This is a genomic window from Wocania ichthyoenteri Th78 (genome assembly GCF_000789235.1).
Lineage (GTDB): Bacteria > Bacteroidota > Bacteroidia > Flavobacteriales > Flavobacteriaceae > Wocania_A > Wocania_A ichthyoenteri.
This window is the reverse complement of the sequence record NZ_KN525716.1, coordinates 3,587,002-3,605,301: the sequence shown is the minus strand read 5'-3', so window position 1 is coordinate 3,605,301 and position 18,300 is coordinate 3,587,002. Positions and strand designations below refer to the sequence as shown.

Genomic DNA, 18,300 nt, shown 5'->3' with positions numbered 1-18,300 from the left:
AAATAAATTTAAACCTCCTCTTTTCATTGATTATATTAATTTTTAGTACCCAGGGTTTTGAGTAATATTAGGATTCTTATCTATAACTGATTGAGGTATAGGCCAGAAATAAAAATGATCCTCAAACCTATTTGGTTCTGCAACAATTTTTTCTACAGTCCAATCACCCTGTCTATTAGTATAATCGTCCAAAGATTTATTGATACCGTACACAAATCCAGTTGGTGGGTTTAATACTATATGTGCTGTTTTCCAACGCATAATATCCCAATAACGTTTTCCTTCGTTCACCAATTCCATACGTCTTTCATGCCTAATGGCATCACGCATTGCCGCTTGATTACCCAATAATGCATCTACGCCAGGTAACTCTGCTCTATCACGTATTTGGTTCATAGCCCAAACTATACTTGAATTAGAAGGGTCGGACTCATTAAGAGCCTCTGCTAACATTAATAAGGCTTCACCATATCTATAAATAATCCAATTTTGATGACCGAACCAAAGATTGTTATCCATCTCAACATGTTTTATACACCAATAACCACTTCTTCCGCCGCCGCCTTCGCCTCCAACAGCTTCACGATTACCATTGTCAGGGTGAGAATCAAAAGGAGTGAAAGACCCATCTTGTCGTAACACATCAACCCCTGGAAGTAAGAACCAAGACGTTAATCTTTTATCTCTATTTATAAAAGGATCAGTAATATCATATAAAGGAGAATCCTTAATATCCATACCATCTGTAACCTCATACTCGTCTACTAAATTTCTAGGTGCGCTGAATGATGCCCAGCCACCACCACGTAAACTAGTGCCTCCTGGCAATCCTAAAATATTGATAAAATTAGTAATCTCTTCCTCAACATATTGGCGTGCTAAAACAGTTTCGTTATCACTATTGTTTGTATAGCTTTGGAATAAGCTAACCAAATCTGGATGCAAACTGTACCTTCCCTTATTTATAAGAGTCTCAATGGTACTGGCTGCCTCCCCCCATAGTTGCACACTGCTTTTATCAGAAATACTGGTACTTCTAAAATCTTCCATAGACGCCATCCACATCAACACATCGGTCTTTAGCATTATTGCAGCATCTTGTGTTATGATTCCAGACTTATCATGTACATCACTCAAAAGTGAAATAGCCTTATCTAGATTTTCTATTATATATTCAAAAACTTCTTTTTGAGGAGCTCTGGTAGCTACATCTACTTCTTCCAAAGTCGCTGGTCTTTCCTTAAAAAGAACAATATCTCCCCAATATCTAGACATCGTAAAATACTTCATTGCCAAGATAAATCTAGCTTGACCTTCCATATCATCTAACCTATCAGTTCCTTCAATATTCTGAATATTCTCTAAAAAATAAAGAATATTCCTAATATGATCGTATTTGTACTGGCCATGAAAACCATTACTTAAATACCCAGTCGTAGGTGTTAAGTCCCCTTGACTTATTTGACCCATTCCTCCTTCTCCCCAAGCATTCGTCATGATGGCATTATCGCTTATACACTCTGCCCACCATGAAGTATCATTGGGTAAATAAGGATATAGAGCTACCAATGCTTTTTCTGCATCTACTTCAGAAGTCCAGAACAATGATTCGTCTGGTGCATGTAATGGTGGCTGATCTAATACGTCTGAGCAAGACGTAAATGCCACCAAACAAATCAGTATAATTTTTGTATGTATATTTTTCATTTTTCTTAGCATTAAAAGTTTAATTGAAGACTCATAGTTATGGTTCTAGGTAATGGGTAACCTCCCCCCTCAGGATCAAAACCAGGGTATTTGGTAAACATCGCTAGATTTTGCCCTATTAGAGAAACCGTAGCATTATCAATATTCAATACATCTATCAATTCCTTAGGTAATTTATACGCTAATGAAAGGCTTTGTAGTTTTAAATAATTTGCTTTACGCAACCAATAGTCGGAATATTGTGTGTCATTTGAAGTTGTATTAAGACTTATCCTTGGATGAGTGGCATCTAGGTTGTTTTCTGTCCAACTATCTAAATGCATTGGTCTAGCGTTATTTGATAGAAAAAACGCCCAACCCTCATAATTATTTATATACCTTTTAACATTATTTCTGCCATAAAAATTGGCCGTAAGGCTTAAGTTTTTATAATTAAACCCTAGGTTAAAACCGTAAACGAATGCATTTTTATCATTCAATATAACTCGGTCATCACCATTAATTACACCATCTGCTTCGTCAGGAATCCCATCATTATTCGTATCTACCGTAAGTTGATCTACATATTTGATGTTACCCGGTTTTACATTTATCTGTGTAGCACTATTGTCGATATCGTCTTGACTTTGGAAAAGTCCATCAGATTGCAAACCATAAGGCAATTCAAGTGAACCTCCCACCTCTGTATATCTTGATCCATCTATCCAAGGTCCAGACCCTCTAAGATTAAGCACTTCATTTTTGGAATGAGCTACATTAAAATCAACATTAAAGCCAAAATCACCTAAGGTTTCTCTATAATTTATTATGAATTCAAAACCTTTGTTCTCCATTTCTAAAGTATTAGTAAAAGGTGCAGTAACACCATTTTCTACTTCTATAGGTTCTCTATATAAGATTTGATCTCTTAGATCTCTAAAAACATCAACCGACATGGTTATTTTATTCTTAAACAGTCCAATATCAAGTCCTAAATTGGTCTTAGTAGATCGTTCCCAACTTAGACTAGGAATAAAAGAAGCATCTGCCGTGGCTCCACCCACAAGGTTTCCATTAAAGCCATATAATCCAGCATTAAAATTGAGAATATTTCTAGTCTCGTAACGACTAATTTTTAGAGCATCTCCTAATTGACCCCAAGAACCTCTTATCTTAAATTGAGATATAAAATCAAGTTTATCCTTCATAAAATTCTCTTCTGCTACATTCCATCCTGCAGAAAACCCAGGATATGTACCCCACTGATGACCGTCTAAAAAACGAGATGAACCATCATGCCTTACAACGGCTTCGAAGAGGTATTTTCCTTTATAATTATAATTAAGCCTTCCAGCAACTGAAGCAAGGGATTCGTTATAAGCAAAACCTGAATTATCTTTGACACCCAACCCAACATCTAATACATATATATTTTCAAATGCAGGATTCAATCGAGAGGCAGAAAAATCGTTCCCCTTCTTTACTTCTTGAGATACTACACCAAAAAATTTAAACTCATGATCGTCACCTAGTGTAAGAGAATAATCAGTTGACAGTTGCAATATTTCAGTACTACTATTACTGAAGGCGTTTTGAAGATTTACATTATTCAATACCCCTTGACTAAAAATAGTTTCATCATCATTATACAAAGTAATGGGCTTATCATAGTTATGAGTATATCTCTGTGTGTTATAATGTGAATACAAAGGAATGATATTCCAGTTTTTTACTGGAGTTATCGTTGCCGTTAAGATAGTCGACAACTCTTTAAACTCTTGAGTATCTAGGCCTCCTTGATTAATTCGCGCTATTGGATTAGCTCCAGGAACACCTCCAGGACCCCAATAATTGCCAGCTGGTGTAAAAATAGGAGTAATAGGCGAAATACGCTGTGAATTTGAAATTTGAGTACCAGCATCTTCTGGTCTTTCTATATTAGTTTTGGTGTATTGTATATTAGCATCAAGGGAAATCCAATCTGTTATCTTATATGTAAATTTTGGGTGTACTACCAAACGTTTGTATTTATCCCTAGGTAATGAACCTGACTGCTTGTCATATCCAATGGCTGTTCTATATGAAAAACGATCACTATTTCCTGAAAAAGCTAAATAATTATTTTGTATAAGTTCTCCTCTCTTAAATAACTCCCTGTTCCATTGATGATTAGGCAGTAATCCATTTTCTAAAGCAGCAAAATCGTCAGATCCGTAGAAATCATCAGTTGCTCCATCGTTTCTTCTAGCAAGATTATAGAGATTCATAAAATCTTTTGCTCCTACAAAATCTATTCGGTGTTGCGGGTTTTGCACCCCTATACTTGTAGTAAGATCTACTCTTAATGCTTGATTACCCTTAGCCTTTTTAGTAGTAACTAAAATCACTCCGTTAGCAGCTCTAGCACCATAAATGGCAGCAGATGCGGCATCTTTAAGCACCGAGATATTTTCAATATCATTAGGGTTTATAGTAAATATATTACCAGGTACACCGTCAACTATAACAAGAACTCCTGAGCTACCTCCAATAGTAGAAGTACCACGAACATTTAAAGTAGCTCCACTTCCTGGTTGACCAGAGTTATTACTAATGTTTAATCCTGGAACTTTCCCTATTAATAGTTCTTGTACGTTAACAACAGGTTTGTTTTCTAATGCTTCACCTTTAATTGTTCCTACAGCCCCAGTAAGGTTTACTTTTTTCTGAGTACCATAACCAACAATCACTACTTCGTCTAATGACGATGCATCTTCTTGAAGTATAATTTCAAGAGATGTTTGACTATTTAATTCAATTTCCTGTGTTGAATATCCTAAATAAGAAACAATAAGTGTAACATTAGCATTTTCAACTTCAATCGAAAATCTTCCATCAAAATCTGTTTGTGTTCCATTGGTTGTTCCCTTTTCAAGAATGTTAGCCCCTATAAGTGGCTGACCAGATATATCATTTATTACACCTGTAACACTGTGTTTTTGCTGGTTAGCAATAATACTTCTAGGTTTCTCCTTTATAACTATGTTATTATTATCAGTTACAGTAATTTTAAGATTACTTAATGATAAACTTTGGTCTAGTAATTTATTGATCTTAATTGTCCCTTTACTTACTTCTACCTTGGGGTAACCTTTAAATATACCTTCTTCATAAAAGAATTTATAGTCTGTTTGCTCCATAATAAGGTCAAAAACCTCATCAACTGTTAATATTTTATCTTCTTTTATTTTAATTTTTGAATTTTGAGATATTATATTATTAGAATTTAAAGCAAAAATCGTTGTACAGAATAAGAAAATGAGTGTTCTCATAATGATCATTAAAAGTCTGTTTTTAATTAGAAAACAGATATTAATTAGTTTAATTTTCATAAATTTGTTAGTTATTAGTTAGTTAAAACTTTTTAATTAATTGATAATGACAATAAAGGGGATAGAGTGATACTTTTGCCAGTTAAACTTTATCCTCCTTTTATTTTTGTATGTTTATTTTATCTCATAGGCATATATAGTTTTAATGATTAATTTTAGCCACTTTTTTATGGCTATCCAAATTTTATTACTTAACTAATAAAATGAATGATCTGTTTATTTTAATATTATGGTTTTATTCTTAATTTCGTAATCGCTAATAGTACTTGATTTCATAATAGATAAAATTTCTTCAATTGTTTGGCTTTTACTCAAAACACCTTTAAACTTTAGTGACTCTAAATTCTTATCTAAGAAAATTATATCGACATCATACCATCTAGATATAACTTTCATAATATCTTTTAATGCCTTTCCTTTAAAAGTAAAAAGTCCATTTTTCCATGAAACAACACTTTCAACATCAACATTATAGATTGAAATATTATTATTTATAGTATTAATATTTGATTGTTGACTAGGAGTTAAATTTTGTTTCATTCCATTAAAATTCACAACTACTTTACCTTCAACTAAAGTTGTATAGATATTAGTTTCATCTTTATAAGCCTTAATATTAAACTCTGTACCTAATACTTCTATTTCTTGATTCTGGTTTAGTACTAAAAAATTATCCCCCTTATGTTCTGTACTTGGACTTACATCAAAATAAGCTTCCCCATAAACTAGTTCTACCTTACGTGGCTCTCCTTCAATAAAAACTTCAGGGAATTTAAGTTGTGATTGAGAGTTTAGCCATACTTGAGTTCCATCAGATAGTTTTACAAAGTATTGTCCCCCTCTTGGAATCGTTAAGTAGTTATATTTTATATCTTCCTTTTTATTGTTGGAAACCTTATTATAAACTAATTGGTCTCCTGTACTTCTTATATTGTTGCTTTGAAACATTTTTCCTTTTTCTAATGTTACAGTTGTACCATCTCCTAATGTTAAGGTTGCCTTGTCTGTTCCTACTTTAATGTTATGGTTTGCTGTAATAACTGGCATGCTTTCCTGTTGACCATTAAACAAATTATCTTTAAAAATGTAACTTGTTGCTAAAACTCCAACCAATATAGCCGCAGCAACATATTTAATTAAACTATTAGATTTAGCCTTTTTATTAAAAAAGCTTCTCTCTTGTTTTATACGACGTACTATATTTTCTTTCGCACGTTTTTTGTCATACTTGCTCATAATCTTATTTATAAAAACATTTGTCTTTATAAATTCATAAAATAAATCTTCATTTTTTGGGTTATTAATCCACAACTCCAATTCTCGAAGTTCTGCAAGATTAGCTTCTTTTGCTAAAAACTTTATAATTGACTTTTCAATCTTAGAATTCATTTTTTTTCAGGACATTTATATTACTATAACGAAACTAAAATTGCTATACCACCATTTATTCTAAAAAAAAATTAAATTTGCTTAATATTTTATTCTTTATTCTAAATGAAAAAAAAGTTTTCTGATCAGAAAAAGCTTATTAAACATCTCAAAAGGGGAAATCCAAACTCGTATAAATATTTGGTAGAACTTTATTATGATAAGCTATGTGATTATGCTAGTAACCTAGCGAGAAATGACTTTAAATCTGAAGACATTGTACAAAATGTTATTGTTAAAATGTGGCAGCAACGTGAAAAATTAAATATCAATTTATCAATTAAAAATTATTTATATAAATCTGTTTATAATGAATTTATAGACCAGTATAGAAAAGAAATTGCTGTTAGCTCATTAGAAAAAAAATATATTGAAAATATAGATTCATTTATTGAAATACAAAATGAAGATGAAACAAAACGACTAATATCTCTTATAGAAAAAGAAATAGAACAATTACCAACTAAATGTAAAGAGACCTTTTTATTAAGTAAAAAAGACGGACTTACATATATTGAAATAGCAGAATACCAAAACGTTTCTGTTAATACTGTTGAAAAACAAATGGTTAAGGCTTTTTCTATTCTTCGAAAAAAAGCAAAAGAAAAAATAATTCCTTTTTTGTTTTTATTGTTTAAATTTAACAAAAAAGTTATAGTTTAATTTTTGATTAATGCTCCATGCAAAGTGGACTTATAACTTTAATCTAAAATACTAAACCTATCTATTATACTCTTATTTTTCTTGGAAGCTTGAGTTGGTTAATCTCACTTGAGTTTGTACAATAGATGTAATAATAATCTTTATGAGATACTACAAAGGTTGTATTATACCATCCCATAAGTGCTTCTCCCTTAGCATAAATACCGTAATCTACTTCGGTAATTCGAGTTCCTGTATTTGTATCTTTATTAAGCGTATATAACCAATCAGAAATACCCTCTTCATTTAAAGCAGGTATCCATTTTAATGCAAAATTTGGAAATTTTTCTTCTATAAAAGCTTTAAGTACTATATACTCGTTACATTATCCTAAAATTTTTATTTTTTATTACAAGTCTTAAAATTCTGTCTGAATATACATAGTTACACTATATCTATATTATTATTTAATTTCAATCTTTACTTTATCACCTTTTGAAAGCGTAATAGATTTAAAAGACACAATTACTTTATTGCTATTTTTTTTTAGTCTTGAGTTTACTTTTTCACCATTTACGGTTGCTATTGAATGTTTAGCACTCAACAATTCATCTAAACTAATCTCTTGCAGTATTAATTTACCATAAGCTATTTCTAAACTAGCTTCTACTCTACTCTTTTTAATTTTTTGACTAAAAGTTCCCCAGCTATTTCCAGTAATAAATGCCGATTTAAAATCTTCTGGGTTAATTTTTGGCGAAAACCCAATTTTTCCGTTAGGTTCGTTTAGTGTAAACCCAGAAACAGCAATAAAAGTGCCATAACTAGACATCGCTCTGGTGTAATGATTACCATACTCTATTTCATTATATGGGTTTCTTTTTTGAGGCTGATAACGATTATGAATAGCTTTTATCATAGTCATCCCCTCATCCACCAATCCTTCAGCAATCATATGACCCGCTGCTTGATAGGTAAACCCAGTCATACACTCACTAAAATACCCTACTACTAAATTATCCCATTCAGCAGCTTTTGTGCCTTTAGATTCTAATGCTAAACCTTTAGGAAAGGTACACATAATGGTTCCTGCTTCTCCTGGTAACGCATAAAAACGAAAATTTTTAATAGTAGCTGTATCCAAATACTTCCCAATATCCTTTTGAAAATTATATTTGTAAATTGATTTTAAAGCACTAACTGTTTCTCTTTTAGGTAATATTCGTGGTAATCCTGCTTGAATTGTCCAAGATTGCCCTAGTACTTGATCTATGTGACAACCAATACCTGTATTAGGATTTTCCGAATTATTAGGATCTGGGATATTAATAAAGTATTCACCATTAAATAGTTGATTGGTAATGTTTAGCTTACCCAATTTAGTAATAGCTTCACATTTTTTTGCGAACTTTTTATCTCCCATTTCTATTGCCATAGCAGCACCTGCTTGTAAAGCAGCATTGTACAAGCTACTATGCCATGCATTTTTACCATACCACTCTTTATCTAAGGTATTGTACTGAATACCTTCTAAAACACCATCTGGCTTTACTGATTTTTCTGCATCATGAGCAATCATATACTCTATACTTTTCTTAATTCTTGACCAATATGCCTTTAGATAATTCTTATCAGAAGAAGTTGTGTGTTCTCTATAGGCTCTTAAAATGGTTCCTGCTTGTCCATCTACAGCATATCCACTAGCTTTCTGACCAAACTGTCTTCCCAAACTACTAAATTCTCCTCTATAACCAATAATTCCATTTTCTTTAAAAGACAAACCGTAATCTATTTGTGTTCTTAATTGTCTTGCCAAATTTGGAAATACCCTACCCATTGCTTGCTCATAATGAAATACATGAGTACACGTTCCTTCTCCTAAATACACACCTTCCATAGTATAAAAACGATTTTCATTATCTGGATCATCGGTTAAATCATCTAAACGGTAACAGGACGTCGTTGCTAAAATGCTCGTATTTATAAAGACCCTATCTAAAAACCAAGCAGGTAATGATGCATCATACCATGTTTTATTCCACTGTTTTGTAGTTTCTAAATATTTAGTTGTATTTGCTGCAATTTTATTTGTAACATCTGCGGATGATGTAAACTTTTTACTGTAATAATGCCTTAAATTCTCCTTGTTTTTTAAATTGTGAAAACCACTTTCTTTACGATGAACGTTTGGAAAATACCAAGACAGTACAAAAGTTAGCGTTTTACTTTCTCCTGATTCTAATATAACTTCTTTTCCAATAACGCCAGTCAATTTATTTCCTAATTTTACTTCAGCCAAATCTTTATTTGACTTATATACTTCAACTAAATTATAGTTAATATCTCTAGGCGAGGTTGGTACCCCCCAAGCATTTTCTCCTTCTAAAAGCGTTAAAGACATATTTCCATAATCTGGTAAATCTTTACTTGCATCATTAGTTACATTCGATGAAGCAAACAATTGAAGTGCATTACCCGATTTTATAATTTTATTTACAGCTTTTCCACTAGCTGAACTAGCCATTTTAAAATTCGCCATATTTTGAAGCCATCCAAATAGTTCAACGGCTACTTTAGTATCTGAATCATTAGTCAGAGTATATTCCATTACTACAGCTGGGAAATCAGACGATTCATGAGCAGTTGGAATAAATGGTGAATATGAATTTAAAACTACTGAAACTGGAAAACCTGAATCTTTATAAGTCACTTTTCCCATTGGATACTCTCCTCTAAATGTGATGTTAGAAAAACCATCACTGTTTAATGGTTTAGCAATAGGTGTAATCGTTGTTGGCAATAATTTTTTAATACGAACCGCAAAACCCTGATCAAACTGTTTGTCTTGAGTCATCGGGTTGATATAAAACTTATCTCCAGGACCTCCAGGTTGAATTCGTTGTATATTAAAAATATCCCAATACCATAATTGACCATCACCACCTAAATATACTTGCCCAGTATTAATACCTCCAACTGGCATACCAATATACTTCAATTGCTCTCCTGAATAAATTTCAGCATTTCCATTTTGTGCATTCATTTGGGATGCTAAAACTCCTAAAGCAAACACTATAACTATCTTCATCATTGTTTTATGATTTTCTATTTATTTTAACGTTTTATTAAAATTTTAAATTGAACATATATTGAAAAAAACGTGCTCTTTTTAATCGATCACCTACACTTGGATTACCCCCTTTTGCAGGGCTATTCATAATTTCCCAATCACTAAATGCTCCAGTACCAGTTATAGACACCGTTCCAGTTCCAATACCTCCAACAGGCATTTTTAACTCTCTTAAATGAGCTTGGTCATAGATTTTTAAAACTGGTCAATGGTCAGTTTGTGAAAAGACCATACTATAAAAGGCAAATACCACAATGAGCGTACAACTTTTGAAAAAAATTGATTTTGATTTAAACATATTTAATTTCAATACTAAATCTTTCTCTTTCAATAATTTCTATTGTTTTGAATTTAATTATTACTTTAGAAGCATTTGTTACATAAGTATTTTTTACTCGTTTTCCATTTAAATATAGCGCAGCTTTTTTAAGTTTTTTTCCTTTAGGAATTTCTAAACTTAATTCTTTAAGCGCTAAACTTCCTGAGGCTAATTCAATAGATGCATATTGTTTACTTTCGCTTTGCGTTTGTGTATACGTTCCCCAACCTTCGGCAGCTATAAAACCAGCTTCAAAATTTTCAGGTTGTAATTTAGGTGCAAATGCTAATTGCTTTTTAGGTCCGTGATATTCAAAACCACAAGCAGCTAAATACACACCATAACTTGCCATAGCTCTGGCATAATGATCACTGCATTCTACCTCATTATATGGATTTCGTTTTCCTGCGTGGTAGCGGTCGTGAATGGCTCTTGTAATGACTAACCCCTCTTCAATTTTACCTTCCCAAACCATATGTCCTGCAGCTTCGTATTCAAATCCAGTCATACATTCGTTAAAGTATCCAAATTGCCAGTGTTTTTCCCAATCATCTTTTTTTCCTCCTTTTGGCCAAGTGCACATAACCAATCCTGCATCATCATCAATGGCATACGGGCGACCTGCCAATTTTTCTGGTAACGATTTTCTAAATTCACCCATATTAGGTACAAAATTATATTTCCAAAGAGCATCTAAAGAATTTTGAATCATTTCTTCGTTATAAAGTCGTCCCAATCCTAATTGAAACGCCCAACTCTGACCAAATACTTGATCTATATAGCAACCTGAACCAATACCGATAGCATCTTTATGTTTAGGGTCTTCATTTTGAACAAAATACTCACCATTAAATAAGGTTTCAATATTTTTTTCTCCTTTTTTCAAAATGGTTTTACACCTTTTAGAAAAGTTTGTATCTCCCATTTCAATTGCCATTTGATAACCTGCTTTTAATGCGGCAAGATATAGCGATATAATAACAGGAATGTTACCATACCATTCGGCATCTAAAGTATTGTGCTGTTCGCCAAAAATCATCCCATTCGCATCACCATCTTCAGCATCCATATCAATTAGGTATTGTAATGTCAATTTAATATGCTTCCAATTGGTCTTTAAAAAGGTATTATCTGCTGTCATTTGATGCTCGCGATACGATCTTAAAACAATGCCTGCCTGTCCATCGGCAGCATCACGATTAGCCCTACCTCCTCTAAAGTCTATTTTCCCATTCGCTTCTATAACCTTAAAATCTGTTTGTTCTCTAAGGTTCCGCTCTAATTCAGGAAACACGCGTCCCATAGCTTGTGCATAATGCCAAACGTGGGTACAGGTTCCTCCGCAACAACCAATGCCTTCCCAAGCCCAAAAACGACCATCTTCTAATAGGTAACAGGTTTCGGTTGCTAAAATTGAAGTGTTAGCAAAAGTTCGGTTTAGAAACCAATAAGGTAAGCTTGATTTATTATAGAACACATCGGTAAATGCGAGTGTTTTTGTATGAAGTCTATCAAATTTTTGAGCTATATCCTCTGAAACTTCAAAAGCATTTTTAAAACGTTTACTGTATGAGCGCCCTTTAAAACGATCACCATCGGCACTTAAATTTGGAAAATACCAACTAATTACAAATGATACTTCTTTACTTTCTCCCGGTTTTAAAGTCACTGATTTACTTATACCACCACGTAAACTCACTCCGAAAGGCTCAGTAGCCAACTTATTTTGCTGATGTTCACTTGGAAAGAAAGTTTCTGAATAGTATTCTTCTTGTGCTGTTGCGGTTGTATCTTCTCCTAACAACGTTAAACACATATTTCCATTATCTCTTTTCTTTTCAAATTGAAAATCTAGTTCTGAAGCATCTTGATCTAAAACAGCTTCACAAAATAAAGACTTACTTTTCTTACTGTCTACAATACTATTTTTTAATTGTATTTCTGTTTCTACTCCTGAATGATTAAATGCTGCATTTTCTAACCAGCCTGACAACTCACAATTTACAGTGGCATCACCAGTATTGCAAATGGTGTAATGCATTACTGTTGCAGGGTAATTTGAAGCATCTACTTCCAACGGAATAAAAGGGGAATATGCTTTTAATACTACTTTTACAGGACAGCCTTTGTCTTTATATATTACTTCACCTACAGGGTATTGTCCTTTAAAGGTAATATCTTTAAAACCTTTATAATCTAATCGTTTTTTCCATTTAGTATTTCCTTGTTCAATTTTTATAGCAAAACCTTGATCGAAAGGATATTCTTGTGTTATTGGCACTATATAATTACTACCATCACGAGCTCTTACTTTTCGTCCATTCAAATGATATGTAGCATCAATAACACCTTCTTTCTGTTCATTGAAAATATCCCACAACCACAATTTACCGTCACCTCCCAAATACACTTGACCAGCGCAAATTCCTCCAACAGGCATCCCAATATAAACTAAATCTTTTCCTGTATAGATTTCTGGGGTTCCGCGTTCAAATAATGATTGTACCCAAGCTGAATCTAAATTTTTATTGACAGGTATTTGATAACCATCTTGGAGAATTCCTGTTGCACTTAATGGATGACTTAATCCCATAAGGGTTAAACTTCCTAAACCGAGTCCCATTACTTTCATGAAATCTCGTCTTTGCACGCCATCTTCAGATTTATTCTCATTCTCAATTCCTGAAGTTGGGCTGCAACATCCCGAGTTAATATTACACGCTTCTGTATTTTCTACTTTAACTTCAATAATTTCTTTTTTTTCTGAATCGCAACACCCCGTGCTTGGATCACAATTTTGGTCTTCCATATTGTTGTTCATAAAACTAAAAATTTAAATTTTCTAAAAAGTATAGCTACAAATAAAACTATATACTCAATATTTTATTTGTATAAATCTACAAACTCGATTTAAAAAATATTTTTTTTATACAACTAACTTATCCCAAACATTGGTTTGGGATATCCCAAAGCCTTGTTTTAGGGAATAATACTTAAGTAGACAAAAAACGAAGTAATTATTTAAGCTGCTTTTTATACTCTGAAGGTGTAATATTAGTAACCGATTTAAAGATGCGGTAGAAAGATGTTTTAGATTTAAAGCCACATTGTTCAGCAATTGAAATCATGGTAAACGCATCATTTTTTGGATTTTTCAACTGTTTTTTAAAAGCTTCTACTCGTAAGTAATTGATGTAGTTTAAAAAAGAAATGTTCTCTGATTTCTCAAACAATTCATCGATTTCTTTTTCGCTATACTGAAATTCTTTTATAAATCTTTTAATTGAATAGTCAGGATTCAAATAGCCTTCAGAAGTTTTAATTTGAAGTTTAATTTGATCAAGTCTTATTTGTTCTTCAGAATTAATATCATTTTTTATAGTGGCTCGATTTCTGTATTTAAAAAATCGATATGCTATAAAAAACAACAAGCAAATCCCCACTATAAAAAGAAGGTATACAAACGTTTTATCTTCATCATAAAACACAATATCATCTACCATAATATGCCCCCAACTTTCAGAGTAATCATCTATAATTTTAATAGTTGCTTGTTGCCCTATGTACGTTTTAACATCCCAGGTTTTTGTTCTTAATACACCGTCATTTTCACCAGTAGCAGAATGCACAATTCTATCATTCACCACTAAATTAATACAGGTTTTATACTTATGATTGCCCCCACCAACTAATAGCCTGATAAAATCGTGATTTATTGTAAACTCATTGGATATTAATTTACCCTTTTTTTTATCATGCTTTCTACCGAATGAAAATGCAAAATATTGTCCATTAAAACCATTAGCTGAGATTGGATAATATACATTGGTTCTATTCCTTGGCACTTCAAAAGCATCCCCTTTTACTATCCAATTATTATAAGTGCCACTTTCAAAATCTTCAAAAACAACTTCTCTTTTGTGTGTATTATCACTAAATACAAAATAATCTGCACAAATATATTCAACTGTGTTTTTATTAAAATTTGGTGTTATTGCATCTACAATTTCAATCACGCATTCTTTACCTTCATACTCACTTACATCCCATGAAATTCTTCTAAATGTAAAATCATTTTTACCTGTGGCTGTTTTTACAATTTTATTATCTATTATTAAGTTTACACACTCTCTAACAGTATGGTTACCTCCAGAAATTAAAAAATTAATATACTTCCTTTGGATTGTAAACTTTTCTGAAACCAATTTTCCTTGAGAAATGCTTTCACCAACACCTACTGAATTTGAAAACGCAATAAATTTGCCATGTGCATTTTTGAAAGATTTATCAATAGAGTCTATGTGTACAGGCGTTTGAAATGAATTTCCTTGCGTATTCCAATTTTCAAAAGTTCCCTTTTCAAAATCTTCAAAAACAATATCATTTCTATCAGGTGAAGCACATGAAAGAATAAATAAATAAATAAAAACAATGACTCTAAAAAGCACTCCTAATTAATTGTAATTAATATTGGTTAGAACAAATATACATTCTAAACAGGAAATCACAATCCATTTTTATCTCAAATTAAAAATGTGGCATAGGTCTTAGAAAATTTGTCCCACTTTTTGTTACAAGTTCAAAAATCCTGAGCTCTTAATTTTGAACCTTTTACCCAATTAAGTTTCCAAATACCATTTAAAAACAAATAGCTTGAAGCTTAATAAATATTATTCCCAAGTACTATTTTTTAGTTTAAAAAGCATAAAATGAAGCTCTTGCAGGAAGTTTATTTATTTCTATAACTTAGATTCTCTATAACGGTATCCAGAGTTTGTGCCTGTAAAAATTGTATTCCTATAAATAGAAATAATGCTATGCCATTGTAAAACAATTTAATCTGTTTCATGCTTTTTGTTTCTATTAATTATTGTATTGCTTACTTAATTCTATAAGGTATTTATCTTATTCCCTTTCAGAAAACTTAAATGTAGTGACTACAATACCATGGTCTGAAGGATACATTATTTCTTTATCATTAATATGAAAGGGCTCATTAAAAAACACCTTATAAAAGTCTGATTTAATTGCTTCTATGACTGGCCCTTTATAATATATATAATCAATTCTATGTGCATCATTTTTGCCTTTTGTATGCCACGTAATACCTGAATGCGTACTGGGGTTAGAGTTTAATGTTCTATAGGTATCTATCAAGCCCATATCTTCCAATACTTTCGTTGAGTACCAAGGCACAACTAAATTATTGTGTATAGATTTAGTGTTTTCGCCCCAATCTAGATGTGACATACTATTCATATCCCCTCCAAAAATCATAGGTGTCGACTCTGTTTCTGCGGCATATTTTTCTATATATGGCAATACCTTTTGTATCATCTCATATTTCGTCTCTGTTTTTTCCCATATTAGAAGCTCTTCTACTGTTTTGCCCATCTTTTCTGGTGCGTCTTCCCATGGTAAATAGTGGAACCAATTGGAAAAAACACGTATTTTTTTATTATTTAGTATAACTTCTCTACCTCCAAGATAGAAGGGGTAATTTGTATCTATTCGATCACCGAACGAAAACTTTGAAAAAATAGATAGGTTAGTGCCCTTATTATCTAAAGCAGTGCCTTCTGGTGCAATTAAATGAAAATTATAACCCAAAGCATTAGCTATTACTTTACCAGAGCCATAAGTCTCTACCATTAATATGATATCTGGATCTATTTCTTTTATAATGGCAATTACATTTTCTTGACCATTCGGAATATCATTACCTCCATGTAAAATATTCCACGCCATTACTTTAAATGTAAATGGTTGCTCTTGTGCTTTACAGCTAGTATAAACAAAAGTTAAAGCAAAAAGGAGCATGAGTTGTCTCATAATTAATTAAATTAAATGGTGAAAATACATCATTTGTATTTATCAGTTATTATACATATCTATTGTGGAATAGCTTGACTATTTGTGGGGCTTTAATATTTTTTTAATGACTGCATGATCATTTTCTCCTTCTCATTTGGTGACAAGTCATATTTGTAATCATATATAGCTCCGTCCCAATGTCCATACATTACGTTTGGAAATACAATAAATTTAGTTCCAAACATTGCTGCATGATCTTGAACTTGATGATTACGCTCTTTCACAGATTTTTTATCAAAAACAGTACTAAAGTCACCTAAGTTATCTCCCATTAATAAAAGAACATTATATTCATCAGACACTTTTTTTCTGCGTAATTCCTTGCTTGAGGAATCTGTTTTCATGGTCAAATGATTATCTATGGTATCAGGGAATCCCCAGCGTTTTAAATCTTTTAAAGTCTGATTTCTTTCTTCTTCTAAACGATTGGTGATGTAAAAAACAGAAACCCCTTTACTTTTTGCATAACGAAGAAAAGACAATGCTCCAGGAATCGTATCACAATCTACTTTAGCCGTCCATTCTATCCAAGAAGCATCGCTATACTCAGCATTCTGTAAAGCTAGATGTACTTGATACGGACTGTTGTCCAATACAGTTTCATCAATATCTGTAATAATAGCATATGGTTTTTCCGATGGTTCTCTCATTAAAAAGTCCAATTGCATATGTGCTAAATTATATGCTTGATAACATAAAGCTTTATATTCACCTGCTTTCTGTTGCCAAGCTGCTGCCCAAGCGGGCCCTTGTAAAACCATTGGCGCATTATCCTCAGCGTTTACCGATTGTACTTTACAAGAAATCGCAAAAAGAATAAAACAAGTAACTACACTGTAGTAAGTTATTTTTTTAATCATTAACATATTGCTAGTTTATTTTTAAAGCCTTTATTTATTGAAACAATGCAACTATTTTCTTAATATGAATGCGGATAATATGTATTTTTCATACTACCATCATCAAATAACTCAATAATTGTATATCCTGGAGGTGTTTCATGATACCAACATTTTTCAGCAGAATCCTGATCGCCTTCACCCCACCAAAAACCACTCATGGAACCATTGCAATAATAATTTACATGGTTATAAACCGCATTATCTAATAGATGCATATGCCCGCTAATGCAATGTATATGCTTGTCTTGATGTTTATAAAACAATTTAGTGATGTATTTGCTATCTGTATGACTACCACCATACGGGATTGTGCTAACTCCTAAAATTGGGTAATGAGTCATAACCAACACTGAAGCACCCTTAGGCATGTCTGTTAATTCTTTTTCTAACCATACACGCTGTTCATCATCCAATGCACCTGCATTTTTATTATTACTATCTAAAACAATAAAATACCAATCCTCTTTTTTGAAGCTATAATATCTCTTTGGCATGCCTAGCTTTTCGATTACATAATTTTTACCGTACATAGCATCATTTTTATCTGGTGCAGCCCACCACATGTCATGATTTCCTAGACAACTATATATTTTATATTCATCAAACTCTGAACGGAGTTTCTCCCAAATACGCCACTGATTAATAACACTTTCTCTTGTAATATTATTATAATCGGCTGCCATAATAGTATCTCCCCCATTTAGAAAAAAATCTACTTTGTGCTTTTTTATTTCAGCTAAACACTTTTTAAAACGATTAGGAGCATCGTTTTCATGAGAAATATGAATATCTGTGATATGGGCAACTTTTAAAAGCGGTTTACGCTTCTTATTTACACCATTTTCTTGAGAAAGTACTATAGGTGATATTGCTAATGCTCCCACAGTAGCACCAATTTTTTTAAGAGCTAATCTTCTTTTTTCGTTAAATTCTTTTTTCTCTTTCATA

The 18,300-nt window shown here is 32.3% G+C and carries 11 protein-coding genes; 1 reads left to right on the top strand and 10 read right to left on the bottom strand.

Annotated features, from left to right (window positions below):
- Positions 1-42 precede the first annotated feature (42 nt).
- The 3 genes from RG22_RS15675 to RG22_RS15665 all read right to left on the bottom strand — a co-directional run bounded on the left by RG22_RS15675 (position 43) and on the right by RG22_RS15665 (position 6,446).
- A complete protein-coding gene (locus RG22_RS15675) occupies positions 43-1,707 on the bottom strand; it encodes a RagB/SusD family nutrient uptake outer membrane protein (RefSeq protein WP_034044976.1) in 1,665 nt (554 codons plus the stop codon).
- Between the two features lie 11 nt (positions 1,708-1,718).
- Entirely contained in the window at positions 1,719-4,997 is a 3,279-nt protein-coding gene (locus RG22_RS15670) for a SusC/RagA family TonB-linked outer membrane protein (protein ID WP_052143781.1), read from the bottom strand.
- Positions 4,998-5,273: 276 nt separating this feature from the next.
- Positions 5,274-6,446, bottom strand: coding sequence for a FecR family protein (locus tag RG22_RS15665; protein ID WP_034044971.1), 1,173 nt, complete (start codon positions 6,444-6,446; stop codon positions 5,274-5,276).
- Positions 6,447-6,551: 105 nt separating this feature from the next.
- On the opposite strand from RG22_RS15665, the gene RG22_RS15660 reads away from it, so the two are divergent.
- Positions 6,552-7,148 carry an RNA polymerase sigma factor gene (locus RG22_RS15660; protein ID WP_034044969.1) on the top strand — a complete coding sequence of 199 codons (597 nt, stop codon included), beginning with the start codon at positions 6,552-6,554 and terminating at the stop codon, positions 7,146-7,148.
- A gap of 442 nt (positions 7,149-7,590) precedes the next feature.
- Here the strand turns inward: RG22_RS15660 and RG22_RS15655 are convergent, their stop codons facing one another.
- The 7 genes from RG22_RS15655 to RG22_RS15630 form a co-directional block, all read right to left on the bottom strand.
- Complete coding sequence (locus tag RG22_RS15655; protein WP_081997752.1) at positions 7,591-10,218, bottom strand: GH116 family glycosyl-hydrolase; 2,628 nt, start codon at positions 10,216-10,218, stop codon at positions 7,591-7,593.
- 34 nt (positions 10,219-10,252) lie between these two features.
- Entirely contained in the window at positions 10,253-10,417 is a 165-nt protein-coding gene (locus RG22_RS17905; RefSeq protein ID WP_156113403.1) for a GH116 family glycosyl-hydrolase, read from the bottom strand.
- Between the two features lie 130 nt (positions 10,418-10,547).
- Complete coding sequence (locus RG22_RS17375) at positions 10,548-13,397, bottom strand: GH116 family glycosyl-hydrolase (RefSeq protein WP_052143780.1); 2,850 nt, start codon at positions 13,395-13,397, stop codon at positions 10,548-10,550.
- A gap of 196 nt (positions 13,398-13,593) precedes the next feature.
- Positions 13,594-15,024 carry a helix-turn-helix domain-containing protein gene (locus tag RG22_RS15645; protein WP_034044965.1) on the bottom strand — a complete coding sequence of 477 codons (1,431 nt, stop codon included), beginning with the start codon at positions 15,022-15,024 and terminating at the stop codon, positions 13,594-13,596.
- 457 nt (positions 15,025-15,481) lie between these two features.
- A complete protein-coding gene (locus tag RG22_RS15640) occupies positions 15,482-16,408 on the bottom strand; it encodes an endonuclease/exonuclease/phosphatase family protein (protein WP_034044962.1) in 927 nt (308 codons plus the stop codon).
- Between the two features lie 92 nt (positions 16,409-16,500).
- A complete protein-coding gene (locus RG22_RS15635; protein WP_034046205.1) occupies positions 16,501-17,310 on the bottom strand; it encodes a 5'-nucleotidase, lipoprotein e(P4) family in 810 nt (269 codons plus the stop codon).
- A 59-nt stretch (positions 17,311-17,369) separates the two neighbouring features.
- Positions 17,370-18,299, bottom strand: coding sequence for a metallophosphoesterase family protein (locus RG22_RS15630; protein ID WP_034044959.1), 930 nt, complete (start codon positions 18,297-18,299; stop codon positions 17,370-17,372).
- Between the last annotated feature and the right edge of the window lies 1 nt (position 18,300).

Coding starts and splice junctions, on each gene's coding strand:
- RG22_RS15670 (WP_052143781.1), bottom strand. CDS start 4,997: ATGAGAACACTCATTTTCTTATTCTGTACAACGATTTTTGCTTTAAAT.
- RG22_RS15640 (WP_034044962.1), bottom strand. CDS start 16,408: ATGAGACAACTCATGCTCCTTTTTGCTTTAACTTTTGTTTATACTAGC.
- RG22_RS17375 (WP_052143780.1), bottom strand. CDS start 13,397: ATGAACAACAATATGGAAGACCAAAATTGTGATCCAAGCACGGGGTGT.
- RG22_RS15630 (WP_034044959.1), bottom strand. CDS start 18,299: ATGAAAGAGAAAAAAGAATTTAACGAAAAAAGAAGATTAGCTCTTAAA.
- RG22_RS15655 (WP_081997752.1), bottom strand. CDS start 10,218: ATGATGAAGATAGTTATAGTGTTTGCTTTAGGAGTTTTAGCATCCCAA.
- RG22_RS17905 (WP_156113403.1), bottom strand. CDS start 10,417: ATGCCTGTTGGAGGTATTGGAACTGGAACGGTGTCTATAACTGGTACT.
- RG22_RS15660 (WP_034044969.1), top strand. CDS start 6,552: ATGAAAAAAAAGTTTTCTGATCAGAAAAAGCTTATTAAACATCTCAAA.
- RG22_RS15635 (WP_034046205.1), bottom strand. CDS start 17,310: ATGATTAAAAAAATAACTTACTACAGTGTAGTTACTTGTTTTATTCTT.
- RG22_RS15665 (WP_034044971.1), bottom strand. CDS start 6,446: ATGAATTCTAAGATTGAAAAGTCAATTATAAAGTTTTTAGCAAAAGAA.
- RG22_RS15675 (WP_034044976.1), bottom strand. CDS start 1,707: ATGAAAAATATACATACAAAAATTATACTGATTTGTTTGGTGGCATTT.